This is a genomic window from Streptomyces amritsarensis (assembly GCF_001953875.1).
Lineage (GTDB): Bacteria > Actinomycetota > Actinomycetes > Streptomycetales > Streptomycetaceae > Streptomyces > Streptomyces amritsarensis.
Map to the genome: position 1 here is coordinate 104,294 of NZ_MQUR01000003.1, position 25,765 is coordinate 130,058.

Consider the following 25,765-nt stretch of genomic DNA (forward strand, 5'->3'; position numbering starts at 1 on the left):
CACCTGCGGGCCGGCAGTCGCGAGCCGGCACTCGTGGGCCGGCACCCGCCGGCAGGCCCCCGCGGGCTGGCAGTCGCGGGCAGGCACCTGCGGGCCGACACCCGCAGGCCGACCTGCGGGGCGGCATCCGCTGGCAGGCCCCCGCGGGCCGGCATCCGCCGGGAGGCACCTGCGGGGCGGCATCCGCAGGCAGGCCCCCGCGGGCCGGCACCCGTGGGCCGGCAGCCGCCGGGGGCAGCCCCGGGGCGTGCCAGGGGCCGGCGTCCTGAACGCGTTCACGTCCGAGGGCCGGGTCGGCGGGGTCCTTCGGGTGCGCTCCGGTTGCGGCTTCCGTGCGGATGCGGCAGACAAGAGGGAGCACTCGGGGCGAAAAGGGAGAAATCTGTGAACGGACCGTCACTTCCGACACCTCGTCAGGCGTCGCGACGTCAGGCACCGGCCGGCGCCGCCCTCTTCGCCCTCCTCGGCCTGTTCGCCGCGGCCTGCGGCGGACACCAGGAGCCGACGAGCGCGGCCGGACCCGAGAGTCAGGAGGTCCACCTCCAGCCGGTGGCCAGCGCCGGCCCCGACCCCTTCACCGCCTCCTCGGCCACCGGCGAGTCGGCCCCCGTCCAGCCCCCGCTGCCCAACCCCACCGGCCAGGGCATCCGCACGGTCAACGCGGCCACCCCCGGCCTCTACGGCGGCACCCAGCGGCTCGGCAGTTGCGACGTGGAACAGCAGGTCGGCTACCTCACGGAGGACGACGGCAAGGCCCGCGCCTTCGCCGAGGCGTCCGGAATCGAAGTGGCCGGGATCCCCGACTTCCTGCGCGCTCTCACCCCTGTCGTGCTGCGCGCCGACACCCGCGTCACCAACCACGGGTTCCGCGACGGCCGCGCCGCCGGCTACCAGTCCGTCCTCCAGGCAGGCACCGCCGTCCTCGTCGACGAGCACGGCATGCCCCGCGTCCGGTGCGGCTGCGGCAACCCGCTCGGCGCCCCCCGCGCGGCCAAGGGGAGCCCGGTGCACAAGGGCGACCCCTGGAACGGCTACCAGCCCAACCAGGTCGTCGTCATCGAACCCACCACCCACGTGATCAACAACCTGGTGATCGTCAACATCGCGAACAACACCTGGATCGAGCGCAAGCGGGGCGACGACGGCGCCCAGGACCGCACCCCCCAGGCCCTGCCCCCGTACGACCCCGCCGACGGCATCCCCAGCGGCCCCGCCGCCTCGCAGGCGCCTTGCCCGAGCACCCCCGGATCCGGTGCGGCGGGCTGCCCGTCGGACCCGCAGAGCTCACCGGACACCGACGCGCAGCAGAGCCCCGCCGTGCCGCTGAACCCCTCCACACGGCCGCGACAGCCCCAGCAGCCCCAGAAACGGCCGCCCTCGGACATCCCGTCCGACCCGCTCACACAGGACCCGGCCGATCCCGCGCTCCCGCCGTACCCGGACGGATCGACGACCCAGCCCGTCGACCCCCAGGACCCGTACGCCGATCCCTACGATCCCTACGCCGACCCCTCCACGGATCCGTACGCCGACCCGTACGCGGATCCCTCCGCCGATCCCTACGCCGACCCCGACCTCCAGCCGGCGCCGTCCGAGGAGAACCAGTCGCTGGAGAGCGCCTGACCGGCCCGTGTGTCATGGTGGACCGGTGCCGACCACCGTATCGCTGCCGGACGACTGGCCCGCACACCCGGACCGGTCGCTCTCGCTCAACCGCATGGGAAGTTTCGACTGGGACCTGGTCACCGGTCTCATGCACATGGACGAAGCCGCCCTCGACGTCTTCGACACGCCCCCCGACGCGTACGACGGCCGGCCCGAGGCGCTCTCCCCGCGCGTCCCGCCGGCCGAGTCGGCCCGGCTCGACGCCATGGTCTCCTCGGCGCTCAAGAGCAAGGTCGACAGCTACGGTGCCTACTTCCGGATCCGCTGCCGAGACGGGCGGCTGCGCTGGACGCACACCCAGGGCCGCGTCATGCGCGACGCGGACGGGCGGCCGCACCGGATCATCGGCATCGTCCGCGACGCGACAGAGGAGCTCAGCCACTCGGCGGAACGGCTCGGACTCGACGAGGAGCGGCGCCGGCAGACCTCGGTGGTGGAGAGCACGACCGCCGCCCTCGCGCACGCCCGCACCGTGCAGGACGTCATCGACGCGCTCGGCGACGCCCACGGCCTGGAACGGCTCGGCTCGATGGGCATGGTGATGGGCCTCGTCGAAGCCGGCCGGATCCACCTCGTGGCCGAAGGCCCGGACGGCAGCTTCGTCCCCGGGACCCGCTACACCCGCATCGACGAGCAGTACCCGATGAGCGAGGTCGTCCGCTCCCTCCAGCCGCGCTTCCTCGACTCGGCGGAGGAGTTCGCCCAGGACTACCCGGCGCTCTGGGCGAAGATCTCGTACATGCAGATCTCGGCGGCCGCCTACCTGCCGCTGATCGCCCAGGCCCGCCCGATCGGCGCCATCGGCCTGCTCTACCAGGACAAGGACGGCTTCACCCAGGAGGAGCGCAACCTCCTCGTCGCCCTCGGCAGCAGCATCGCGCAGAGCCTCCAGCGGGCCATGCTGCTGGAGCAGGAGCACGACCTCGCCGAGGGCCTCCAGCAGGCCATGCTGCCCAGGCGGATCCCCGCCGTCCCCGGCGGGGAGATCGCCGTACGGTACCGCTCCGCCCGGATGGGCCAGGACATCGGCGGCGACTGGTACGACGTCATCCCGCTGCCCGGCGGCAGGGTCGGCGCCGTGATCGGCGACGTCCAGGGCCACGACACCCATGCGGCCGCCGTGATGGGCCAGCTGCGCATCGTCCTGCGCGCGTACGCCGCCGAGGGGCACTCGCCCGGCACCGTCATGGCCAGGGCGTCGGTCTTCCTGCACGAGCTGGACACCGAGCGCTTCGCCACGTGCACGTACGTGGAGGCCGACCTCTCCACCGGCGTGCTCCAGGTGGTCCGGGCGGGCCACATCGACCCGCTGCTGCGCACCCGCGACGGGGACTGCCACCGGCTTCCGGTGGGCGGCGGCATGCCGCTGGGCCTCTCCGCGGAGTTCGGCCGGCTCGAATACCCGGTGACCACCGTGGAACTCGATCCGGGAGAAACGCTCCTGCTGTGCACCGACGGCCTCGTCGAACACCCCGGCGCCGACCTCGACGACGGGATCCACGTGCTGTCCTCCCACATCCGCAGCGGCCCCGCCGACCTGCAGCTCCTCGCCGACCGGCTGTGCGAGATCGTCACCGAGCGCGGCGGCAACGACGACATGGCCCTGCTCCTGCTGCGCCGCCGGCCCGCCCCCGCCCCGCCCGGCGGCGGCCGCCTCCAGCAGCACGTCGCACCGGGAGACCCGGAGGCCCTGGTGGCCGCCCGCCACATGATCGGCGCGGCGGTGCGCGCCTGGGGCGCGCGGGAGCGGGCCGACGAGATCGAGCTCGTCGCGGACGAGCTGATCGTCAACGCCCTCATGCACACGGACGGCCCCGCCATCGTCACCCTGCGCATTCTGGCGGGCCACCAACACCGGCTGCGCGTGGAGGTCGCCGACCGCTCCAGCGCGCTCCCGCGCCGACGGGAGGCCGGCGACTCGGGCGTCTCGGGCCGTGGCCTGATGCTGGTGGACCGGCTGGCGGACGTATGGGGTGTGGAGCCGCGCGGCAGCGGCAAGTGCGTGTGGTGCGAGTTCGTCATGGGCTGAGAGCTGCGCCGGGGACGGACCGCGGGAAAAGTCCGTTGCGGAGCGCCGGGCCGTCGCCGAGGATCGAGGGCGATGACCAACGCCATGGACGAAGTACGCCGTCTGCTGAAGCAGGACGATCTGCCGGGAGCGGTCCGGTCCCTGCGGCCGCACGCCGAGACAGCACCGATCACCGAACTCGCCGAGGCCGCCCGGGCCCTGGCCGACGAAGCCGGATTCGAGGACCTGGCCGACGCCGCCCGCAAGGCCGCCGAACGGTCCCACGAACCGCAGTCCCTCTACGACTTCGGGTACGCCTGCGTCGAGCGCGGCATCGCCTTCCTCGCCGTCGCACCACTGCGCGAGGCCCTCAGGCTGCTCCCGGACTCGCGCACGCTCCTCGCCGAGCTGGTCTCCGCCCTGGAGGACGAGCGCCGGCACGCCGAGGCCGCCGCGCTGCTCTCCGGCCGCGGCGACCGGCTGCCCGCCTGGCCCGAGACCTACCTCCTCGTGCACAACACCCTGTTCGCCGGGGACCTCGACACCGCCGAGCGGCTGGTGTCCGCTCTCCCCGCCCCCGAGGACCCCCAGTGGGCGCCCGCACGGGAACGCCAGGCCCGCCAGGTCCTGCGCAGCGGGCAGTCCCGCCGCGCCCAGCGCCGGGCAGGGCATCCCGACCCGTTCGGCCCGGCCGACCTGCGGGGCTGGCACTACGGCCTCACGGGCGGACTGCTCGCCACCCTGTCCCCGTACGGCTGGGACGCCGGGATGACCGGCCGGTACGCCTACCTCGGCGACTCCCACGAGCTGTGCCGCCGCGGCCTGGCCCGGCTCGGGATCGCCCTGGACGCGGCAGGGCGCCGGCCCACCGACGTCTCGCTGCTGCCCGGCCGGTCCGACCGGATCCTCGGCCTCCCGCCGCCGCGGTGCTCGGGCTGCCCGCCGTCCCGTACGCGCCGGACCGTACGGACACCGTCGTCGTCGCGTACGACCTGAACGGCTCCGACCCGGGTCTCGTCCGCACGCTGCACGCGCGCACGGACGGCCAGATCCTCGCCGAGCACGCCACCTGCTGGACCGATCCGCCCGCGGTGAGCGCCGATTTCAGCACGCTGCTGTGCCAGTACGCGGCTCCGCCCTGGCGGGACGACGACCGGCCCGAGGAGGAGATCGCCCGGGACGTGGCCGCGGCGGACCCGGCCCCGGACGGCGGCGACGGAGCGACCCCGCCCGATCCGGACGAGGCCTTCCGCGCCTTCGCGGCCGGCGTCGCCCCCGGCTGGCTCGCGGGCCCCCGGGACCGGGTCGCGTCGCCCGGCCCCGTGCCCAGCTCGCGCTTCGCCTGAGGCGGCGGCAGGCTGGGACCATGCCGGAGCTGCCCGAGGTCGAGGCCCTGCGCGAGTACCTCGACGAGCACCTCGCCGGGCGGGTGGTCGAGCGCGTCCTCCCGCTCGCGGTGAGCGTGCTCAAGACCTACGACCCGCCGCCGACCGCCCTGGAGGGGCAGCAGGCCGGAGCGGTTGCGCGCCACGGGAAGTTCCTCGCCCTGCGGGTCGGCGAGCTGTATCTCGTCACCCACCTGGCCCGGGCCGGCTGGCTGCGCTGGCAGGACGCCCTGCCGGCGCAGCCGCCGCGGCCCGGCAAGGGGCCGCTGGCCCTGCGCGTCGTCCTCGAAGGCGGCGGCGGCTTCGACCTCACCGAGGCCGGCACCCGCAAACGGCTAGCCGTGTACGTGGTCCACGACCCCCAGGAGGTGCCCGGCATCGCCCGTCTCGGCCCCGATCCGCTGGCCGAGGACTTCGACCGGGACGCCTTCGCCGCGCTCCTCGCGGGGGAGCGGCGCCAGATCAAGGGCGTCCTGCGGGACCAGAGCGTGATCGCGGGCATCGGCAACGCCTACAGCGACGAGATCCTGCACGCCGCCCGGGTGTCGCCGTTCAAGCTCACCTCCTCCTTCGGGGAGGAGCAGATCACGCAGCTCTACGCCGCGGTCCGGGACACCCTGCGCGAGGCTGTCGAGCGGGCGCACGGGGTCGCCGCGGGGAAGCTCAAGGCGGAGAAGAAGAGCGGGCTGCGCGTGCACGGCCGGGCGGGCGAGCCCTGCCCGGTGTGCGGGGACACGATCCGCTCGGTGTCCTTCGCCGATTCCTCCCTGGAGTACTGCCCCACCTGCCAGACGGGAGGCAAGCCGCTTGCCGACCGGCGGCTCTCGCGCCTCCTCAAATAGCGGGGCGCTGCGTAGACTCCGGCACCATGGCCGAGGAACAGCAGTCGCCGCCCCGGCGCGAGATCGTCACCGGGGTGCCCCGGGGCACCCGCCGCCGGGCGCCCGTCCACACCCCGGCCCGCTCGGAGATCTCCGAACAGACCACCCTCGGGGCCACCTACGTGCGGGCCCTCATGCGCAGCCAGTTGCGTGCGGGCCTCGGGGCGCTGGCCGCGCTGGCGGCGCTGGTCGGATCGCTGCCCCTGGTGTTCGTGCTCCCGCAGGCCCGGTCGGGCCCGCTGGTCTGGCTGGTGCTCGGGCTGCTCGTGTATCCGGTCATGTGGCTGATCGCCCGGTGGTACGTCCGCCGGGCGGAGCGCAACGAGGCCGCTTTCACGGGCCTGGTGATGGATCCGGGCGACAGGTCTGCCTGAGGGGTGTCGCGCCGGTCAGAACAGGTGCATCGCCAGGTGGCCCAGGGGCAGGCCGAGCTGCCAGGCCGGGGTCCACACGCGCGCGTTCTCGTCCACCCCCGGCGGGGTGTCGGCGTGGTCGTGCCGCCCGGGGTCGAGGTTGGTCGCGAACAGTTCGGTGCCGTCCAGCCAGCGCCACGCCGCGCGGGCCAGTTCCAGGTCGGGGTCCTCGCCGCGGCCCCGCTCCCGTGCCGCCTCGCCCAGGTCCAGGAAGCGGGTGTGCACCCAGTCGCGCCAGGGGTGCCCGTACGCCGTCAGCGACAGCCACTCGTCGAGCTGTGAGACCACGCGGATCCCGGACAGCTCGCCGGCGGCGTCGGAGAGGTAGATGGTCAGGGCCAGCGTGTCCCGTCCGGCCCGGAACTCCAGGGTGCTGACCGGGATCAGCCTTCCCGTGCGCAGCAGTTCGTCGGCGATGTACTCGGCGTAGAGCCAGGCCATGGGCACCGCGAGCCCACCGTCACTGGTGCCGTTCGTACCCTCGGGCTGCACCGTTCCACCTTCTCCCGCGCGTCGAGCGTCCCGTCGTCAGCACCGAGCCTTCACCGAGCGGCTCACACAGCGGGGGATGTTTACTCAACTTGGACGGTCTTATGTCGAATTCGCGGCGCTTTTTGTCCGATCCGCATCCGTTCGCGGCGTTCCGGGACGTGTCGCTCAGGCGCCGAGGCCGTAGCCGTACCCCTGGAGGCCCTTCTTGAGGGCGCGCAGGGCGTAGTAGGTGCGGGACTTGACGGTCCCCGCCGGGATGCCGAGCTCGGCGGCGGCCTCCGCCACCGACCGGTCCCTGAAGTAGACCTGGAGCAGCACCTCGCGGTGCTCCGGACCCAGCGACCCGACGGCCCGCCGTACGTCGATCGCGGTGACCGAGCCGGCCACCGCGTCCTCGGGCGCGGGCGCCTGCTCCAGCCCCTCGGGGTCCACCTCCAGGGGGCGCGACAGCCGGGCCCGCCGGGCGTCGATCGCGAGCCGCCGGGCCACCGTGAACAGCCAGGGCCGCATGGAGTCGTGCCCGCTGGCCAGGGCCTCGGGGTGCTGCCAGACCCGTACGAGGGTCTCCTGCACGAGGTCCTCCGCGCGCTGGGCGTCGCCGGCGGTGAGGCCCACCAGGAATCCGAACAGCGCCCGCCCGTGGTCGCGCTGGAGTTCGGCCAGTGCCTCGGGATCCGTACGCGGGAGGGTGGGGGAGAGCGGCACGAGTGGCTCCTTCCGGGGTGCACGGGGGGTCCAAGGGGGTGGCGTCCCGTCCACCCTGACCTGCGCAGAGCCGACCCGGAACCGTCCGACCACGGCGTTGCGCCCAAGCACCCGGGTCGTCCGACGGGCGGCCGCGGCGGTCGGTGAACGGTCGAACGGCGCGGCGAACGGCAGGGGCGCTGTGGTGTCCGCCGTCGGAGTGGGCTCGTCGGCGGGATGCGGATCCGCTCCTTGACTCACTGCGCGTGTTTATGTCAATTGCAGATGATGACATGTCAGATAGTCGTATAAATGGGAGCCGATTGATGACCATGCGCACCCGGCCGCACGCGGTCGCCCTGCTGTCCGCCCTGTTGCTGTCCGCGGCGGCGGGCTGTTCGGCCGCCGGGGACACCGCCCCCGCCCGCCTCGGGGAATCCGGCCCGCCGGCCCCCTCCAGCGCCGCGGGCGCGCCCGCCGCCAAGGGCTTCACCCTGGTCGCGAGCGGCGACGTGCTGCCGCACACCTCGGTCATCCGGCGGGCGGCGGACGACGCGCAGGACGGCGGCTACGACTTCAGGCCGATGTTCTCCGGCGTCAAGCCCCTGGTCGCGGGGGCGGACCTGGCCCTCTGTCACATGGAGACGATCTACGGGGAGGACGGCGGGCCCTTCTCCGGCTACCCGGCTTTCACGTCCCCGCCGCAGGTCGCCGACGGCCTGAAGGACGCCGGCTACGACGGCTGCTCCACCGCCTCGAACCACACCCTCGACGACGGCGCCGCAGGGCTGCGCCGCACGCTGGACCGCTTCGACCGGGTCGGCCTGAAGCACGCCGGCTCGGCCCGCACGGCGGCCGAGGCGGCCGCGGTGACCACGTACACGGCGGGTTCGGCCACGGTGGCGCACCTCGCGTACACCTACGACACCAACGGCTACCCGCTGCCCGACGGCCAGCCGTGGGCGGTCAACCTGATGAAGCAGGACAAGATCATCGCGGATGCCCGGGCGGCCCGGAAGGCCGGCGCGGACGTGGTGCTGGTGAGCGTCCACTGGGGCACGGAGTGGCAGACCGAACCGGACGGGACCCAGCTCTCGCTGGGCAGGGCGCTGACGGCCTCGCAGACCGCCGGCCGGCCCGACATCGACCTGATCCTCGGCACCCACGCGCACATCCCGCAGCCCTACGAGAAGGTCAACGGGACCTGGATCGTCTACGGCATGGGCGACCAGGTGGCGGGCGAGATGTTCAACCACACGGGCGCCCGCGACCTGCGGGGCAACTACGGCTCGATCGGCCGCTTCACCTTCGCCCCGCCCGCCGCGGCCGGGCAGCGCTGGCAGGTCGCCAAGGCCGAGTTCGTGCCGCAGATGATGGACCTGTCCGCCGGCCGGGTCGTCCACCTCCCCGACGCCCTCGCGAAGAACCCCGGCCGGGAGGACTACGAGGCCGCCCGGGACGAGATCACCGAAGCCGTGCTCAGCCGCGGCGCCGCCAAGGACGGCCTGGTGGCCGGCCGATAGCGAACCCCCGTCCGACTCCGCGGCGCGCCCCCACCGGCTCACTCGCCGGTACCCGGGCGGAGCAGCGGGGGTCAGGGGACCACGGTCACCGGCCAGCGGCCCGCCTTGACCAGGCGGACCGCCACCGACCCGACGATGCGGTGGCCCGCCTGCTCCGAGGCGCCGACCACCACCGCGTCCGCCATCAGCTCCTGCGCCGCGCTCACCAGGCCGGCGTAGGGGTCGCCGCGGAAGGTGTGGAACTCCCAGCGGACCTCGTAGATGCCCTTGAGCCGCTCCGCCGCGGCGCGGATCTCGGCCACCAGGCCCTCCGCGATCTCCCCGGTGGTGTCCGCCACGGGCGCGGGCGCGCCGAGCGCCGCCCCGGCCGGCACCACCGGCTGGACGTACACCAGCGCCAGCAGTGCGTTCTGCCGCCGGGCGAGCCCGGCGGCGTAGGCCGCCGCCCGCAGCGAGGACGGTGAACCGTCCACCCCGGCCACGATCACCTTCGGGCCGTCGGTACCGCGTTCGAATCCCGTGTTCACGTGCTCCGTCACCCCGCGAGGATAGGCCGCGGCCTGCCGGACGCCCCCACCCGCTCGGCGCGCGCACCGCCGCACCCCTCCCTACAGTGCGAACCATGAGTGCCACCGCGCAGGAGACGCAACGCACCCGCAGCCGCTTCCTGAACCGGGTGCCCGACGGGTTCGGCGCGTTCTTCGGGACGATCGGCCTGCTGTGCGCGCTGCTCTCGCTCTCCCCGACGCTGCGGCGCCTCCTGCGGCACGTCGTGCGCTTCCTCGACCTGATCGTCGTACCGGTCAGCGCCAACCTCGCCTACGCCGTCTTCCTGTTCCTCTTCGCGGCCGCCCTCGGCACGCGCAAGAAGGTCGCCTGGTGGATGGTCATCACCTATCTGGCCCTGCTGATCGTCGACGACCTGCTGGACATCGCGGTCGGCGACTACTGGATCGGCATCTCGTCCATGGCCCTGGCCGTCGCCGCCATGGCCGTACTGATCGCCGCCCGCAAGGAGTTCTACGCCGCGTCCCGGCCCGGGGCGCTGTGGCACGCCCTGATCGTGCTCGGCCTCGGCATGCTCGCCGCCGTCCTGCTCGGCTGGGCCCTCGTCGCCCTCTTCCCCGGCTCCCTGCCCCGCGGCCAGTGGCTGGACTGGGCCGCCAAGCAGGTCTTCGGCGGGCTCTTCTCGGCCCGGCAGTTCGACGGCCGCCCGCCCCGGCCGCTGTACTTCCTCCTCGGCCTCTTCGGCGCCGTCGCCCTGCTCAACGCGGCCGCCACCCTCTTCCGCTCCCAGCGCCTGACCGCGGCCCTGCACGGCGACGAGGAACCCAGGATCCGGGCCCTCCTCGGCGCGTACGGGCGGTCCGACTCGCTCGGCTACTTCGCCACCCGGCGCGACAAGGCCGTCGTCTTCGCCCCCAACGGCCGGGCCGGCGTCACCTACCGCGTCGAAGCCGGCGTCTGCCTCGCCAGCGGGGACCCGGTGGGCGATCCGGCCGCCTGGTCCGCCGCCATCGACGCCTGGCTGGCCGTGGCCCGCCGCCACGGCTGGCAGCCCGCCGTGATGGGAGCCTCCGAGGACGGCGCCACCGCCTACGCCCGCTCCGGGCTGAGCGCCCTCCAACTCGGCGACGAGGCCATCCTGCACGTCGCCCACTTCGACCTCGACGGCCGGGACATGCGCGTCACCCGCCAGGCCGTCAACCGCGTCAAGCGGGCCGGTGCGACCACCGTCATCCGCCGCCACTCGGCCCTCTCCGAGGAGGAGATGAGGACCATCATCGACCGGGCGGACCGCTGGCGGGACACCGAGACCGAACGGGGCTTCTCCATGGCCCTGGACCGGCTCGGCGATCCGGCCGACGGAGACTGCCTGCTCGTGGAGGCCTTCGACGCCGGGGGCGAGCTGATCGCCCTCCTGTCCTTCGTCCCCTGGGGCAGTGACGGCATCTCCCTCGACCTGATGCGCCGCGACCGCACCGCGCCCAACGGGGTCATGGAGTTCATGGTCGCCGAACTGTGCGCCGCGGCCCCCGCCCTCGGCGTGCGCCGGATCTCCCTCAACTTCGCCGTCTTCCGCTCGGCCTTCGAGGAGGGCGGCCGCATCGGCGCCGGTCCCGTCCTCAAGGTGTGGCGCAAGCTGCTGCTCTTCTTCTCCCGCTGGTGGCAGCTGGAGGCGCTGTACCGCTCGAACGTCAAGTACGGCCCCGAGTGGTACCCGCGGTTCCTGTGCTACCAGGACGCCGGCTCGCTCGCCCGGGTCAGCCTCGCCTCCGGCATCGCCGAGGGCTTCGTCTCCGTCCCCAGCCTGCGCACCCTGTGGGGCAACGCCCACCCCAGGGGTGTCACCGCCCCCGCCACCACCGAGGGCCTGCCCCCGATCGACTCCCTGGGCCTGGAGGCCGCGGGGGAGGAGCTCCCCGGCGTGCCCGTGGAGCGGCTGCCCGAACAGGTGCGCGTCCGCCACGCCAAACTGGACCGCATCCGGGCCAGCGGAACGGACCCCTACCCGGTGGGCATCCCCGAGCGCACCCACACCGTCGCCCAGCTCAAGGCGGCCCACCCGAGCCACCCTCCCGGCGCCCGCACCGCCGCACAGGCCACCCTCGCCGGACGCGTGATGGTCGTACGCGACCTCGGCGGGGTGGTGTTCGCCGTCCTGCGCGACTGGTCCGGCGACATACAGCTGATGCTCACCCGCGACGAGTCCGGACCCGAGGTGCTGGACTCCTTCACCGCCCAGGTCGACTTCGGCGACCACGTCCTGGTGACCGGCGAGCCCGGCGCCAGCCGGACCGGCGAGCCCTCCCTCCTCGTCCGCTCCTGGCAGCTCACCGGCAAATGCCTGCGCCCCCTGCCCGACAAGCGCAAGGGCCTCGCCGACCCCGAGGCCCGGGTCCGGCGCCGCTACCTCGACCTCGTCGCCAGCCCCGAGGCCCGCGACGTCGTACGGGCCCGCTCCAGCGCGGTCCAGGCCCTGCGCCAGGGGCTGCTCGACCGCGGCTACCTGGAGGTCGAGACGCCGATGCTCCAGCAGATCCACGGCGGCGCCAACGCCCGGCCCTTCCGCACCCACATCAACGCCTACGACCTCGACCTGTACCTGCGCATCGCGCCCGAGCTGTACCTCAAACGGCTCTGCGTCGGCGGCATGGAGAAGGTCTTCGAGATGGGCCGCACCTTCCGCAACGAGGGCGTCTCCTACAAGCACAACCCCGAGTTCACGATGCTGGAGGCCTACCAGGCCTTCGCCGACTACGACGTCATGCTCGACCTCACCCGCGAGCTGATCCAGGGGGCCGCGACGGCCGCCTTCGGCTCGCCCGTCGCCCACAAGGCGGGCGCCGACGGCAAGCTCGTCGTCCACGACATCTCCGGGACCTGGCCGGTCAAGACCATGTACGGCGCCATCAGCGAGGCCCTCGGCGAGGAGGTCGACGCCGACACCGCGGAGGACGTGCTGCGCCGGCTGTGCGACCGCGCCAAGGTGCCGCACGGGCCGCAGGACACCCGCGGCGACGTGGTCCTGGAGATGTACGAGCGGCTGGTGGAGGAGAGGACGAAACTCCCCACCTTCTACAAGGACTTCCCCACCGACGTCTCCCCGCTCACCCGCCAGCACCGCAAGGACCCCCGGCTCGCCGAGCGCTGGGACCTCGTCGCCTTCGGCACCGAGCTCGGCACCGCCTACTCGGAGCTGACCGACCCCGTCGAGCAGCGGCGCAGGCTGACCGCCCAGTCCCTGCTCGCGGCCGGCGGCGACCCGGAGGCCATGGAACTCGACAACGACTTCCTGGACGCCCTCGAATACGCCATGCCGCCGACCGGCGGCCTCGGCATCGGGGTGGACCGGCTCGTCATGTTCCTGACGGGCCTCACGATCCGCGAGACCCTCCCGTTCCCCCTGGTGCGGCGAGGCTGACACCCCGGAGAGGCCGACACCTCCGATGAGGCCGACACCCCCGGGGCTGGTCCGCACGGGTGAGCGCACCGGGGCGCGTCCGTGCCTCTCGACATCTGCGCGGATGTCGTTGATACGTAGTAATAATGAAAAAAGACGAGCCGACAGTAGGGCGGCGCGTGCTCCTGCGCACCGCCGTATTCCTCGGAGTCGCGGCCGCCGGACTGATCACCACGGGCAACGGCATCGAGGGCGGTACGCCCGCAACGCCCGGTGCACCGGGCGCGGGCGGCGCGCCGGGGCCCGCCGCCGGGCCCGGCCCGAACCTCGCCGCGGGACCCGGGACCCTGCCCGGCGCGCTACCCGAGAGGGCCTACCGGCTGCGCCCCATGACGGCGGACGCCCCCGTCCGGCCGGCCGCCGTGAAACCGGCCGTGCGGACCCGGCCCATCCTGGAACTCCCGGCCGAGGCGGGCACGGACAGCTCCATGGTGCTCACCTTCGACGACGGTCCGGACCCCCGCTACACCCCGGCCATCCTCGACACCCTCGGCCGCCACGGCGTGCGGGCGATGTTCTTCGTCTGCGGGGAGATGGCCGCGGAGAACCGGGACCTGCTGCGCCGGATGGTCGCCGAAGGACACGTCATCGGCAACCACACCTGGACCCATCCGCTCATCCCCAAGCTGAGCAGGCCCGCCCTCGCCGCCGAGATCGGCCGCACGAGCGAGGTCGTCCAGCAGGCCGTCGGCGAGGCGCCGCAGTGGTTCCGGGCGCCCTACGGGGCATGGAACCGGGCCGCCTTCGAGATCGGGGCCGAGCTGGGCATGGAGCCGCTCGCCTGGACCGTGGACAGCCTGGACTGGGAGGAGCCCGGCGTCACCACGATCGTCTCCCGGGTCCTGCGCGGCGCCGGGCCCCGGGCGATCGTGCTCTCGCACGACGCGGGCGGAGACCGGACGCAGAGCGTCCAGGCCATCTCCTCCTACCTGCCCCAACTGATCGCGCGGGGCTACCGGATGACGCTGCCCACCCTGTCCGCCGTGGCGCAGCGCTGAGGCGGGGCCGGGGTCCGCCCGGCCCCCCGTCCAGCGGCGGTCAGCGGGACTCCACCATCCGCGCGAAGACGACCACGTTGCCGTCGTAGCCGCGCGCCTTGGAGTAACCGCCGCCGCAGGTGATCACCCGGAGTTCCGCGTGCCCGGTGTCCCCGTACACCCGCGATCCGGGAAAGGCCTCCTTGGAGAAGACCTCGACGCCGTACACCTCGAACACCGCCGTACGCCCGTCGTAGCGCTCCACCTCGACCCGGCTGCCCGGCTTGACCGAGCCCAGGCCGTAGAAGACCGCCGGGCCCTGCGCGTTGTCCACGTGGCCCACGATCACCGCCGAGCCCCGCTGCCCCGGCGAGATGCCGTTGAGGTACCAGCCCGCCAGGTTGCGGTCCTGCGGCGGCGGGGCGTCGATCCAGCCCTCCGCGTCCAGCCCGACCGTCATCACCGGCGCGTCCACGTTGATCGTGGGAATCCGGATGCGCTGCACGGAGGAGTGATCCAGCAACTCCATGTCCGGGGGCGGCTTCGGCGGATTGGCCGGCAACTGGTCGGCCGTCACCGCGACGGCGGAGGCCGCGGTGGGCTGGGGCGGTCCGTCGTCGATGTCCACGCCGTTTCGCACCATGGCGAGGCCGGTGAGCATGACCAGGGCGAGTACGCCCCACGGTGAGCGTTTGCGCGAGTGCCCTGTCTCGTCCTCGCCCATCGTTCTCCCTTCCCGACGCGGGGGTCCCGACCCGCGTTCCTGTCCCACCCCTGTACGCCCTACTTCACGCACGCTAAGGCCGGGGCGGCAGGTCGGCGAGGGGGGAGGGGCGAACGGGTGGCCGCGCCCGCGGAGGGGCCGGGAGGGGCCGGAAGGGATGCGCCCATCCAGGTAATCGTCACATAAATGCCTGACGGGTCGTGACCTGCGGATCCGTCGGCCCGGCCGTCCGCGGCTCGGCGTGTCGCTCAACCGGGCGGCCCAAAGCCGGACATGCGGAGGTTGCGCGACGACCGGAGGGTTCGACGTGGGAGGCGTTCTCGTCGATCATCCGGGGCCGACGCTCCGGGGCGCTTCCCGCTGGAGGTTCCACCATGCGTGTCTTGCGCGCTCTTACCGTGACGGCGGCAGCCTGTGCCGCCCTCGGCCTCAGTGCCCCGCTCGCCTCCGCGAACCAGGACCCCGGGGGTCGGGGTGGGAATGGGGGCGGGAACGGCCCCAGCAACATCTCGGTGAACCCGTACGCCGTGCACCAGGGCTCCACGATGCAGGTGAGCGCGGCGGGCTGCGGTCACGGCGGTACCGTCACCTCGCACGGGAACTTTCCGCCGGCCAACCTGTCCGCCGGATCGATCGGCTTCGCGACCGTGCGGATCTTCAACCACGCCTCTCCCGGCACCCACACGCTGTCGGTCAAGTGCAACGACAGCAACCTCATCGCCACGGCCCGGTTCCGGATCCTCCAGGGCAACCCCTCGCAGGGCGGCATCGGCGGGTCCTTCGGCCCGTCCACCGCCGAGACGGCCATCGGCGCGGGCCTCGTCGGCGCTTCCGCCCTGGGGGCGGGCGCCCACGTGCTGCGTCGCCGCCGTCCGCTCCGGGGCCGGAGCTGACCGGTCGGCCCGCCCGGTCAGGCACCGCCCGCTCCCGCCGGTCGCCCCGCGTCCTCCCCGAGGACCCGGGGCGACCGGCGGTGGAGGGGCTGACGCACGCGATTCAGTGACCGCGGCCGGAAGCCCTGCGGCGCAGCGCGTACACGGTGCCGCCCGCGGCGGCGAGGAAGAGACCAGCGCCCGCGCCGAGTTCCACCGGGTCCATGCCGGCGACGCTGCCGCCCAGGCCGCCGCGGACACCGCGGGCGGTGGTGGCCAGGGGGGCCGTGGCCGGGTTCGTCGCGGGGGCCGCGGCCGTGGGGGTCCTGGTGGAACTCGTCGTGGGCCCGGTCGTGCCGCCGGCGATCGTCAGATCGGCCGAGCCGGTCTCCCCGTTGCACGTGAAGGAGACGGAGTACACGGCTCCGGGCCGGGCGTCGCGGTCCACGGTGACCCGTACGCTCTGGCCGCGCGCGATGCTCACGGTGTCGAACACACCGGAGGAGGCGGTGGAGTAGGCGGCGTTGCAGCCGCTGACCGCGAGCACCACCTGGCCGCCGGGGGCGACGGTCGAGGGGGTGAGGGTGAAACCGAACGAAGTGACCCGCAGGGCCAGGGCTCTGCCCTGCCCTTCGGCGGGGGGCCCGGCCTGGGCCTCGGACCGGGCCGCCGCGGACGCGGCGGGCGCGCCGAGGGCTCCGAGCGCGAGTACGGCGAACGTGGCGCCGGCACTCAGCAGGGCGGTGGCGGAGGTACGTATCGCACCCATGGTTGATTCTCCGGATCCCCGAGGAGCAGCCGCGGAACGGTTTCCGCACGGTGGGGTTCGTGCGCCTCGATGTCCGCCACGCTAGGTGCGGGTGCCGGGACCCGCGATCAGGAACGGGCGAATGGGGCACGGCCGTAGGCCGAACCGGGGACGGGAGGCCCGTCCCCGGTTTGCCCGGCGGTTTCAGCCGCCCAGGTCGAGGTGGGAGAACTGCGTGAGGAACGGCTCGGCGGTGGCCGAGATGCCCCGCCCGAACGGCGCGTCGAAGTCCCAGATCAGGAACAGCAGGAAGGCGATCAGCGCGCTGAACAGCCCGGCCAGCAGCATCTCCCGGAACGAGCGCCTGATCTGCAGGGTGAAGATCAGGCCCACCGTGACCAGCGCCCCGGTGATCAGCCCGAACCAGACCACGCCCGGCATCGTGGCCCCGGCGCTCGAACCGCGTGCGCTGCGTGCGTCGTCGGCCACCGCCACCTGGTCGACGAGCGGCTGGTAGGCCTGGCCCTCGTGGTCGGTCTGCGGCTCGTAGTCGGTGACGTCGCGGCGGATACGTTCCAGCAGCTCCCCGCCGCGGTCCGTGAGTTCGCCCTCGTCGGCCATCGCCTGCCACTCGGTGCCGACCACGTAAGTGACGTACGCGTCCACGTCGGACCGGATCCTCGCCCGCACCTCGGCGGGGTAGACCTGTGAGCGGACGCTGATCTCGTGCAGCGCCTGGGCTTCCTGGCGTACGTATTCCTGGGCGGCTCCGCGGCCCTCCCAGACGCCCGCGATCGCCAGGCCCAGCACGATCGCGTAGATCACCCCGATCATCATCGTCATGTACTCGATGACGTCCGGGGTCTCGTTCGGATCGTCGTCCTCGCCGATCCTGCGGTGATTGAAGAAGGCGATGGAGAGCACCACGGCACAGGCCGCGGCCATCGCGAGGGACAGGACGAGCCATTCCGACAAGATGACTCCAGATCGTTCGGCATCGGGCGGATCAGCGCGGGCGCAGCGCGACGATCGCGAGCACCGCGGGAGCCGCGGTCAGCAGGGTGAAGGTCACCGGCGAGATGTGGTGCTCGTCCGGTGTGCGGGCAGCCGCGCGGTACGCCGGGCGGGCCACCGGTTTCGGGGTGGGGGAGGCCACCGCGGGGGCCGGCGGCGGTGGCGGAGCGGGCGCCTTCGCCGCGCGGGGCGGCGCGGGCGCCGGCTTCGGCCGGACCGGCGCGGGCGGGACGGGTTTCGCCGCGGGCCGGGGCGCGGCCTTCGGCGGCGCCGGCGCGGGCTCGGGGGGTGCGGGCGGAGGCGGCGGGGTCGGCACCGGGCTCGGGGTGGGCTTCGGCGGTGGCGGAGGGGGCGGCGGCTCGGGCGGCGGTGTGGGTTTCGGCGGCGGCTTCGGCGGACACGGCGGGGGTGGCGGCGGCGGGCAGTGGGGGCGGCCGTGATGCCCCCCGCCCCGGCCGTCAGCACGGTGTCTTCCATGGTCGGAGCGGTGGTCGGCGCGGTGGTCGGCGCGGTGGTCGCGACCGTGATGTCCACCACCCGGTCCGCGTCCGCGGCCGTCGCCGGAGGCCGCCGCGGCCACGGCGGTTGCGCTCGCGCCGCCGCCGGAGTCGGTGGTCGGGGAAGCGCTGCTATCAGCCACGGCCGGCGTGACGGACAGGGCCGCCCACAGCAGGACCGGGACCGCCAGCAGGCGCCTGGCACAGGCTCTGTTCACCCGGGGAGCATGGGCCCGCGCGCCCCCGCGCACGCGAGGCTCGGGCCTGGTTCGCCTGAACGGGTGGAGTGTGGACCGGAAAGGTTTGAGCCAGTCGTGGTGCGACCCCAGTCGAGTCCGATCACCCGCCGGTCAATTCTCAAAAGGGATTTGTCGGTACCGGTCATTTGCTCCGGGGTGCCGCCGGGCGCCTTTGGTGTGTGACGAAGAACGGATCGCCAATTTCCGCTTTTGCTCGCCCTGTTGGTCAATGATCAGTACATTCGGCTCGGACAGGAGTCCGACCCCGCACGGACCGCCGCAGGAACAACGCTTGGAGATCCCGATGGAGCGCCCCGCCTGGGCCCCGCCAGGCATCGACATATCGGTGCCGAGCGTGTCCCGCATCTACGATTACTACCTTGGCGGGTCCCACAATTTCGAGGTCGACCGCCAGGCGGCCCGACGCGCCATGGAATTCATGCCGGGACTGCCCAAGATCATGCAGGCGAACCGGGCGTTCATGCGCCGCGCCGTCCGGCACGCCGTCGCCGAGGGCGTCACGCAGTTCCTCGACATCGGCTCCGGCATCCCGACCTTCGGCAACGTCCACGAGATCGCCCACGCCGCCAGCCCCCGGGCCCGCGTGGTCTACGTCGACCACGACCCCGTGGCCGTGGCGCACAGCCATGCCGTCCTCCTGGACGAGGAGTACACCGGTGTCGTCGCCGCCGACCTGCGCCGGCCCAAGGAGATCCTGGCCGCACCCGAGGCCGGGCGGCTCCTCGACTTCGACCGCCCGGTCGCCCTGCTGCTCGTCGCCGTCCTGCACTTCCTCGAGGACACCGACAACCCGTACGAGGCCGTGGCCGAACTGCGCGACGCGCTGGCCCCCGGCAGCCTGCTGATCCTCACCCACGCCTCCTACGAGGGCATTCCGCTCGCGGAGGAGGTCGCGAGCGGTACCGTCGGCGTCTACCGCGACATCCGCAACCCCCTCGTCATGCGCACCAGGGACCAGATCGCCCGCTTCTTCGAAGGGTTCGACATGGTGGAGCCCGGCCTGGTCTCCATGCCCGACTGGCGCCCGGACCGCGCCGAGGGCGGGGAGGACGGCGAGGCGCCGGAGGACCCCTACGCCTTCTCGGGCTACGCAGGTGTGGGACGCAAGGCGTGAGACTTCCCGCACAGACGGCGGGCGCGCCGAACACCGTCGCGACGCCCGCAGCCGCCCCCGCACCTGCCGCGCAATCCGCGGCGCCCGACGGCGGCATCGAGGACCGGATCTCCCGCTTCGCGACGATCTGGGGACGGGCCATCTTCCCCGTCACCGCGACCTCGCTGACCCGGCCCGAGTTCGAACGGCACCTCGTGCCGCTCACCCGGACCCTCACCGAGGCCCTGCACGCCAGGCCCTTCGACGCCGCCGTCGCCCAGCGGGTGGGGGCGGATCTCGTCGCCGTGCACTGCACCGACCCCGAGGCCCTCGCCGGCACCCTCGGGGTGATCGAGTCCTACCTGGTCCTCTACTGCGGACCGGACGGACTCGAAGGCTCCGGCGTGGAGGCCACCGCCGAATACCACGCACGCTGCGCCCGGCTCCAGCACGCCATCGCGGCCGGATACGCCCGGGCGCTGCGCGAGCGCACCCTCAGCGAGCAGGAGGCAATCGCCCGCTCCGCGCTGACCGCCCGCACCGACGCCCAGCAGGCGCTGCACGCCAGCGAGGAACGCTTCCGGGCGGTCTTCGAGGGAGCGGCCGTCGGCATCGGCATCGCCGATCTCGACGGGAACGTCCTGGAGGTCAACGACACGCTCCTGCAGATGTTCGGCGGCCTGGAAGGGCACGTCCGCAGCCGCAACGTCAGCGAGTGGGGCCACCCCGACGACACCCCGCACGTCTGGCGGATGTACGGCGAACTGGTGCGCGGCGAGCGCGAGAGCTACCGCGTGGAGAAGCCTTACTACCGCCACGACGGGACCGTCCTGTGGACCAACCTCACGGTGTCGCTGCTGCGCGACGCCGACGGCAAGCCGCAGTACCAGCTGGCGCTGATGGAGGACACCACCGAACGCCGGCTGCTGAACCTGCGCCTGCGCTACGAGGCCACCCACGACGCCCTGACCGGACTGCCCAACCGGACGCTGTTCTTCGAGCGCCTGGAGAAGGCCCTCAGCGGGGCCGGCGGCGACCGCTACGGCCTCTGCTACCTGGACCTCGACGGTTTCAAGGCGGTCAACGACAGCCTTGGGCACTCGGCGGGCGACCGGCTGCTGGTCGAGGTCGCCGACCGGCTGCAGAGCTGCGCGACCGGTCCCGGCGAGGTCGTGGCCCGGCTCGGCGGCGACGAGTTCGTGGCGCTGACCACCGGCCCGGACACCGAGCAGCAGGTGACCGACCTCGCCGTCCGCATCCTGACGGCCCTGTCGGCGCCGATCCGGCTGGAGGGCCGGGAGCTGACCGTCCGCGGCAGCATCGGCATCGTCGAGGGGCGGGCCAAGGAGCGCACCCCGGCCGAGGTGCTGCGCAGCGCCGACATCACCATGTACCGGGCCAAGGCGGCCGGCGGCAACCGCTTCGAGTTCGCCGACGCCGAGGCCGACGCCCGTGCGATCACCCGGCACGGACTGACCAACGCCCTGCCCGCGGCCCTGGAGCGCGGCGAGTTCTTCATCGAGTACCAGCCGCTGGTCCACATGCGCGACGGCACCGTGCACGGCGCCGAGGCACTGGTGCGGTGGTCCCACCCGCAGTACGGGGTGCTCGGCCCCGACCGCTTCATCCCCCTCGCCGAACGGACCGGGCTGATCGTCCCCCTCGGCCGGTGGGTCCTCGAGGAGGCCGTCCGCCAGGCCCGCAGCTGGCAGCGTGAACACGGCGGCTCCGCCCTGCGGATCAACGTCAACCTCTCGCCGACCCAGCTGCACCACCCGGGCCTGGTCGCCGACACGGTGGCGGTGCTGGAGAAGTCCGGTCTCGCCCCGGGCGCGCTGTGCCTGGAAGTCACCGAATCGGCCCTGATAGGCGCGGACGACGAACTGCTGGAGCCGCTGCGCCGCCTGGCCGAACTCGGCGTGGACATCGCCCTCGACGACTTCGGCACCGGCTACTCCAACCTGGCCAATCTGCGGCGCCTGCCGGTCAGCGTGCTCAAGCTCGACCGCTCCTTCACCCGGGGGATGCAGCAGCAGCCCGCCGACCCGGTCGACGTCAAGATCGTGGAGGGGATCGTCGCCCTGGCCCACAGCCTCGAACTCGCCGTCACCGTCGAGGGTGTGGAGACCGGCGCCCAGGCCGCCCAGCTGCGCGCGCTCGGCTGCGACACCGCCCAGGGCTGGTACTACGCCCGGCCCGGAGCTCCCGACCGCATCCACACCCTGTCCCTCTCGGACGCGGTGCCCACGCCCTCCTGACCCCGCCCCGCCCGGGCCCGGTGCCAAGGCCGGGGCGGCGCGGTCCCGGTGGCACCCGGCTCCGGCGCGCGGCGCCACGTCACTCCAGGGCGACCTCCGTCCCGCGGCCGGGGGTCCGGACGGCTTCCACGACCCGCTCGTACCGTTCGGCGGTGTCGGCCAGGACCCCCGCGGCCACCGACAGCCGCTCCGTCTCGTACGCGTCGAGCGGCGCGTCCGCGTCCGGCCCGGCGAGGGCGGCGGCCAGGGCGCGGCCGAGCGCCGCCGCGTCCTCGATCCCGGTGTTCATGCCGAGTCCGCCGGCTATCGGGTGCACGTGGGCGGCGTCCCCGGCGAGCAGGACCCGGCCCTCCCGTATCCGGGTGGCCATGCGGACATTGACCCGCCAGGAGGAGAGCCAGGTGGGATCCTCCAGCCGGATGCCCGGCATCCGTGCGCACCGGTCGAAGATCCGCTGGAAGCTCTCCAGGGAGGGCGGCAGCGGCTCGCCGTGCTCGTCCTGCTCGGGTGAGGCCTGGAGCTGGAAGGTGTCGGTCCCCGGCATCGGGCACAGCAGCATCCCGCCGCCCTCCGAGGTGAACCACTGGTGCCAGACGCCCCGGTCGAGCCCCGGTGCCCTGACGTCGCCGATGACCATCGCGGGCTGCGTCTCCCCCTTCCCCTCGAAGGGGATGCCGAGCAGCCCGCGGGTGGTGCTGCGCCCGCCGTCGCACCCGGCGAGATAGCGGGCCGCGATCACGCCGCCGTCCGCCAGCTCGGCGCGCACCCCCGCGTGGTCCTGCGTGATGCCGACGAGCTCCGCCCCGTACTCCACGCGCACGCCCAGTCCGGCGAGCCGGCCGCGCAGCGCCTCCTCGATCTGCCACTGCCCGATCAGTAAGCCCGCGTCCGCCGGGGTGGGGGTGTCGTTGATGTGCTCGCCGTCGAAGTACTTGCGCAGGACCACCCCCGCGGTGCCGGCGGCGATCAGGGGCTCGGCCATGCCGAGCTCCTGGAAGATCGCGATACTGCCGGCCCGCAGCCCCTTGCCCCGGGATTCGCGGTGCGGTTGCGAGCGCCGCTCGATGACGCGGACGCGGACGCCGCGCAGGGCGAGGGCACAGGCGAGCGTCAACCCGGTGGGGCCGGCGCCGGCGATCAGTACATCGGTGTCGTTCATCGGAAGTCCTCTCCTCGTCGATGTCTCAAGGAAAGCCGCTCCCGGCAGAAAAAGCAACCCGGTTAAAAAATTTACCCGGTCTCTTATTTCTGCTACGCTGCGGGCATGGAGAACACGACGGGTCTGCGCGAGAGCAAGAAGCTCCGTACGCGCCGCCGGCTGGCGGCCACGGCGCTGGAACTCTTCCTGGAGCGGGGCTTCGACGCCGTGTCGGTGGCTGATGTCGCCGCGGCGGCCGAGGTGTCCAAACCCACTCTGTTCCGGTACTTCCCGACCAAGGAGGACCTGCTCCTCGACCGGTTCGCCGACCACCAGGACGAGGTGGCACGCGTCGTCCGCGACCGGCCCGCGGGCCGGTCCCCGGTGGGAGCCGTGCACGCCCACTTCCTGACGGCCCTCGCCGAGCGGGACCCGATCACCGGGCTCTGCGACCACCCGGGCGTGCTTGCCTTCCAGCGGCTGCTCTACACCACCGCCAGCCTGGAATCCCGCCTGTCCCACTACACCGACCGCGAGGTCGAGCTGCTCGCCGCCGCCCTGGAGGCGGAGTCGGTGCCGCCGCTCGCCGCCCGGCTGGCGGCCGTCCAGCTCGTGGCCGTCCGCCACGAGCTGGGGCGGGAGAACTGGCAGCGGCTCGCCGCCGGGCAGAGCGCCGACGAGGCCCACCCTGCCGCCGTGGCCGATGCCGACCTGGCCTTCGGCATGCTCGCCGACGGCCTCGACCGCGCCCTGCCCGCGCCCCCGCCCACCCCCGCCTGAGCCCACCCCCGGCCCGCGCGGTGGAGCAGGCGGCCGCCGGCACCCCGCCTGAGCCCGCCCCCTCCGGCCCACCCACCCCTCCCGGGCCAGGTCCCGGGCCTCCAGGCCCGCCCGCCCCTTCCGCCCCGACCCCGGCCTCCCGGCCTTTCCAGCCCCGCCCCTTTTCGGCCTGGGCCTCCCGGCCCCACCGGCCCCGGGCTTTCCCTGCTGAGCCCGAGGGGCTCAGCGACAGCCTGGGCCCCTCACGGGCCGCCCAGGAGAGCCTGGCCTCCGTCCGGGAACCGGTCCCGGGCCGCAGCGGTCGGGTAGTCCTCCGGTCTGGGCCCAGGCCTCACCCGTCTGTCCCGGGCCCGACGCGGGGACGGGGTTGGAGCCCTCGGCCTCGGGGCCGGCCGGGGACCTCAGGGGCCAGGCCGGGCAGTTTTCCGGCCGGCCCCTGCCTCACCGCTGTCCCGGGCCCGGGACAGAGTCGGAGCCCTCGGCCTCGGGGTCGGTCCCGGACCGCAGCGGCTTGGCAGCTCTCCCGCCTGGCCTCGAGCCTCGGTGGCCGGGCCCGGGTTCGCGCCTGCGCCTGTTCCCCTGCGGCCTCATCGGCGCCCGCGCCCACCAATGCGGCGTCAGCGGGCGGGACTCCCACGGTCTGGGCCACCAGCCTCGGCCGCCGGGTCGTCAGGGGCCCGGCCGGCGGCCTTGGTGGCCGGGTCGTGCGGGGGTGGCTGCCGGGTGTGCTGGTCTGGGCCACCGACTTCGGCTGCTGGGTCGTCCGGAATCGACCTACGGCCTCGGCGGCCGGGTCGTCCGGGTCCGACCCGCGGCCCCGACTGCCGGGCCGTTCCGGGTCTGGGCCCCCGGCTCAGGCGGCCGGGCGGGTTTCCGGCCTGACCCGCGGCCTCAGCGGCGGTCGGGCCCGTGTCCGCTCCCGGTCCCGCGGCCTCAGCGGCGGTCGGGCCCGCGTCCGCTCCGGGTCCCCGTGGCCTCGGCGGCCGGGTTGTCCCGGTCTGGGCTCCCGGCCCAGGCGGCCGGGCGGGTCTCCGGCCTGGCCCGCGGCCTCGGCGGTCGGTCAGGCCTGCGTCCGCTCCCGGTCCCCGTGGCCTCAGCGGTCGGGCCCGCGTCCGCTCCGGGTGCCCGTGGCCTCGGCGGCCAGGTGGTCCGGTCTGGGCCCCGGCCCAGGCGGCCGGGCGGGTCTCCTGCCTGGCCCGCGGCCTCAGTGGTCGGTTAGGCCCGCCTCCGGGTCCCGCGGCCTCGGCGGTCGCTCGGGCCTGCGTCCGCTCGGGGTCGCCCCGGCCTCGGCCGCCGGGCGGGTCTCCGGCCTGGCCCGCGGCCTCAGTGGTCGGTTAGGCCCGCCTCCGCTCCCGGTCCCCGTGGCCTCGGCGGTCGGTTGGGCCTGCGTCCGCTCCTGGGCCCCGCGGCCTCGGCGGTCGGCGCGGGGCCGGGGCTTCGTCCGGGTCAGGGCATCAGCATCCGCTGGAGCTCGCGCGCCGCGCGCGGGGGAGCGACGTCGGTGCGGTGGGCCAGCGCGATCGTCCGCCGCAGCGGCGAGCCCGCGAGCGGCGTCGTCCGCAGCCCGGGGCCGGCGCCCGCCACCACCATCGCCGGGACCACCGCCAGGCCCAACCCCGCCCGGGCGAAGCCCAGTACGGCGTCCATCTCGCCGCCCTCCACCGTGAACGCCGGCTCGAAGCCCTCCGCCCGGCAGGCCGCCACGGTCAGCTCCCGCAGGTCGTAGCCGTGCCGGAACATCACCATCGGCTCGTCGCGCAGCCCCGCGATGGTCAGCTCCCGGCCGCCGCCGGGCGCCGGGAGCCGCGTCGAGGACACCACGACCAGGTCCTCCGTCAGCAGCTCCACCGTCGTCAGGGCCGGCGCCGAGGGCGGGAGCGGCAGGGCGATCAGCGCCAGGTCCAGCGCCCCGCGCGCCAGCTCCCGCACGAGGTCGAGCGAACCGCTCTCCTCGATCAGCAGCTCGATCCCCGGATGCGCCGTGTGGAAGGCCCGCAGCACGCCGGGCAGCAGGCCCGTGCACACGCTCGGTGTGGCCCCCAGCCGGATCCGCCCGCGCCGCAGTTGCGCCAGCTCCTGCACCTCCAGACGCGCCGTGTCCGCGTCCGCCAGGATCCGCCGGGCCAGCGGCAGCAGCGCCTCACCCGCGTCCGTCAGCGCGATATTGCCCCGGGCCCGACTGAAGAGCTCGGCCCCCAGCTCCCGCTCCAGCGCCTTGATCTGCTGGGACAGCGACGGCTGGGCCACGTGCACCCGCTCCGCGGCCCGGGTGAAGTGCCGGGTCTCGGCCACGGCCACGAAGTAGAGAAGCTGCTGAAATTGCATAGGCCATGTCTATCAAGATGACCGATATCATGTCTTGGACCTTTCGGGCCCTCCGTCCCTACCG

Annotated in this window: 23 protein-coding genes; 14 read left to right on the plus strand and 9 right to left on the minus strand. The window is 73.8% G+C overall.

Translation table 11 applies throughout. The features are described from left to right. Positions 1-384 precede the first annotated feature (384 nt). The 6 genes from AVW11_RS02420 to AVW11_RS02440 all read left to right on the plus strand — a co-directional run bounded on the left by AVW11_RS02420 (position 385) and on the right by AVW11_RS02440 (position 6,313). Entirely contained in the window at positions 385-1,623 is a 1,239-nt protein-coding gene (locus AVW11_RS02420; protein ID WP_143568790.1) for a DUF6777 domain-containing protein, read from the plus strand. Between the two features lie 7 nt (positions 1,624-1,630). Next, positions 1,631-3,694: a SpoIIE family protein phosphatase gene (locus tag AVW11_RS02425; RefSeq protein ID WP_030840170.1), complete on the plus strand. Its 2,064-nt coding sequence runs from the start codon at positions 1,631-1,633 to the stop codon at positions 3,692-3,694. Positions 3,695-3,766: 72 nt separating this feature from the next. Next, positions 3,767-4,669 (plus strand): tetratricopeptide repeat protein, encoded by a 903-nt coding sequence (locus AVW11_RS02430; RefSeq protein WP_240528115.1) that lies wholly within the window; start codon positions 3,767-3,769, stop codon positions 4,667-4,669. After that, the gene (locus tag AVW11_RS38195; protein ID WP_240528116.1) at positions 4,600-5,019 is read left to right on the plus strand and encodes a hypothetical protein; all 420 of its coding nucleotides are present in this window, start codon (positions 4,600-4,602) and stop codon (positions 5,017-5,019) included. Before AVW11_RS02430 ends, AVW11_RS38195 begins: the two co-directional genes overlap by 70 nt. 20 nt (positions 5,020-5,039) lie before the next feature. After that, entirely contained in the window at positions 5,040-5,900 is an 861-nt protein-coding gene (locus AVW11_RS02435) for an Fpg/Nei family DNA glycosylase (RefSeq protein WP_060177270.1), read from the plus strand. A 26-nt stretch (positions 5,901-5,926) separates the two neighbouring features. Then, positions 5,927-6,313, plus strand: coding sequence for a hypothetical protein (locus tag AVW11_RS02440; RefSeq protein WP_076043058.1), 387 nt, complete (start codon positions 5,927-5,929; stop codon positions 6,311-6,313). Positions 6,314-6,328: 15 nt separating this feature from the next. Here AVW11_RS02440 and AVW11_RS02445 read toward each other — a convergent pair whose 3' ends face one another. Further along, on the minus strand, positions 6,329-6,793 hold the full coding sequence (locus AVW11_RS02445; protein ID WP_051699532.1) for a hypothetical protein: 465 nt from the start codon (positions 6,791-6,793) through the stop codon (positions 6,329-6,331). 216 nt (positions 6,794-7,009) lie between these two features. Then, complete coding sequence (locus tag AVW11_RS02450; protein ID WP_060177272.1) at positions 7,010-7,549, minus strand: sigma-70 family RNA polymerase sigma factor; 540 nt, start codon at positions 7,547-7,549, stop codon at positions 7,010-7,012. A 305-nt stretch (positions 7,550-7,854) separates the two neighbouring features. Here AVW11_RS02450 and AVW11_RS02455 point away from each other — a divergent pair, with 305 nt between their 5' ends. Continuing rightward, complete coding sequence (locus AVW11_RS02455; RefSeq protein WP_107277555.1) at positions 7,855-9,051, plus strand: CapA family protein; 1,197 nt, start codon at positions 7,855-7,857, stop codon at positions 9,049-9,051. A gap of 71 nt (positions 9,052-9,122) precedes the next feature. Here the strand turns inward: AVW11_RS02455 and AVW11_RS02460 are convergent, their stop codons facing one another. Beyond that, positions 9,123-9,590: a universal stress protein gene (locus AVW11_RS02460; RefSeq protein WP_060177273.1), complete on the minus strand. Its 468-nt coding sequence runs from the start codon at positions 9,588-9,590 to the stop codon at positions 9,123-9,125. Positions 9,591-9,673: 83 nt separating this feature from the next. Between AVW11_RS02460 and lysX the strand changes: the two genes are divergently transcribed. Both lysX and AVW11_RS02470 read left to right on the plus strand, forming a co-directional pair. Continuing rightward, positions 9,674-12,976, plus strand: coding sequence for a bifunctional lysylphosphatidylglycerol synthetase/lysine--tRNA ligase LysX (gene lysX / locus AVW11_RS02465; protein WP_076043059.1), 3,303 nt, complete (start codon positions 9,674-9,676; stop codon positions 12,974-12,976). A 125-nt stretch (positions 12,977-13,101) separates the two neighbouring features. Then, complete coding sequence (locus AVW11_RS02470) at positions 13,102-14,013, plus strand: polysaccharide deacetylase family protein (protein ID WP_060177275.1); 912 nt, start codon at positions 13,102-13,104, stop codon at positions 14,011-14,013. 40 nt (positions 14,014-14,053) lie between these two features. On the opposite strand, the gene AVW11_RS02475 is transcribed toward AVW11_RS02470, so the two are convergent. Beyond that, complete coding sequence (locus AVW11_RS02475) at positions 14,054-14,716, minus strand: class F sortase (RefSeq protein WP_030840200.1); 663 nt, start codon at positions 14,714-14,716, stop codon at positions 14,054-14,056. Positions 14,717-15,090: 374 nt separating this feature from the next. Between AVW11_RS02475 and AVW11_RS02480 the strand changes: the two genes are divergently transcribed. Continuing rightward, complete coding sequence (locus AVW11_RS02480; protein ID WP_030840203.1) at positions 15,091-15,609, plus strand: hypothetical protein; 519 nt, start codon at positions 15,091-15,093, stop codon at positions 15,607-15,609. A gap of 103 nt (positions 15,610-15,712) precedes the next feature. Here AVW11_RS02480 and AVW11_RS02485 read toward each other — a convergent pair whose 3' ends face one another. From AVW11_RS02485 to AVW11_RS38900, 3 genes are all read right to left on the minus strand, one after another. Further along, positions 15,713-16,357, minus strand: a complete 645-nt coding sequence (locus tag AVW11_RS02485; protein WP_076043060.1) for a hypothetical protein — start codon at positions 16,355-16,357, stop codon at positions 15,713-15,715. A gap of 183 nt (positions 16,358-16,540) precedes the next feature. Further along, positions 16,541-17,311: a bestrophin-like domain gene (locus AVW11_RS02490; protein WP_030840209.1), complete on the minus strand. Its 771-nt coding sequence runs from the start codon at positions 17,309-17,311 to the stop codon at positions 16,541-16,543. Between the two features lie 31 nt (positions 17,312-17,342). Next, on the minus strand, positions 17,343-17,468 hold the full coding sequence (locus AVW11_RS38900; RefSeq protein WP_263973245.1) for a hypothetical protein: 126 nt from the start codon (positions 17,466-17,468) through the stop codon (positions 17,343-17,345). Positions 17,469-17,478: 10 nt separating this feature from the next. Between AVW11_RS38900 and AVW11_RS37635 the strand changes: the two genes are divergently transcribed. The 3 genes from AVW11_RS37635 (at position 17,479) to AVW11_RS02505 (ending at position 21,458) form a co-directional block, all read left to right on the plus strand. Further along, positions 17,479-17,790, plus strand: coding sequence for a hypothetical protein (locus AVW11_RS37635; protein WP_076043090.1), 312 nt, complete (start codon positions 17,479-17,481; stop codon positions 17,788-17,790). Positions 17,791-18,390: 600 nt separating this feature from the next. After that, entirely contained in the window at positions 18,391-19,221 is an 831-nt protein-coding gene (locus tag AVW11_RS02500; RefSeq protein ID WP_076043091.1) for an SAM-dependent methyltransferase, read from the plus strand. Beyond that, the gene (locus AVW11_RS02505) at positions 19,218-21,458 is read left to right on the plus strand and encodes a putative bifunctional diguanylate cyclase/phosphodiesterase (RefSeq protein WP_420713431.1); all 2,241 of its coding nucleotides are present in this window, start codon (positions 19,218-19,220) and stop codon (positions 21,456-21,458) included. Before AVW11_RS02500 ends, AVW11_RS02505 begins: the two co-directional genes overlap by 4 nt. A gap of 79 nt (positions 21,459-21,537) precedes the next feature. Here AVW11_RS02505 and AVW11_RS02510 read toward each other — a convergent pair whose 3' ends face one another. Then, a complete protein-coding gene (locus AVW11_RS02510) occupies positions 21,538-22,617 on the minus strand; it encodes an FAD-dependent monooxygenase (RefSeq protein ID WP_076043061.1) in 1,080 nt (359 codons plus the stop codon). 105 nt (positions 22,618-22,722) lie between these two features. Here AVW11_RS02510 and AVW11_RS02515 point away from each other — a divergent pair, with 105 nt between their 5' ends. After that, positions 22,723-23,376: a TetR/AcrR family transcriptional regulator gene (locus AVW11_RS02515; protein ID WP_076043062.1), complete on the plus strand. Its 654-nt coding sequence runs from the start codon at positions 22,723-22,725 to the stop codon at positions 23,374-23,376. A gap of 1,446 nt (positions 23,377-24,822) precedes the next feature. Here the strand turns inward: AVW11_RS02515 and AVW11_RS02520 are convergent. Further along, positions 24,823-25,701 (minus strand): LysR family transcriptional regulator, encoded by an 879-nt coding sequence (locus AVW11_RS02520; protein ID WP_030840222.1) that lies wholly within the window; start codon positions 25,699-25,701, stop codon positions 24,823-24,825. Between the last annotated feature and the right edge of the window lie 64 nt (positions 25,702-25,765).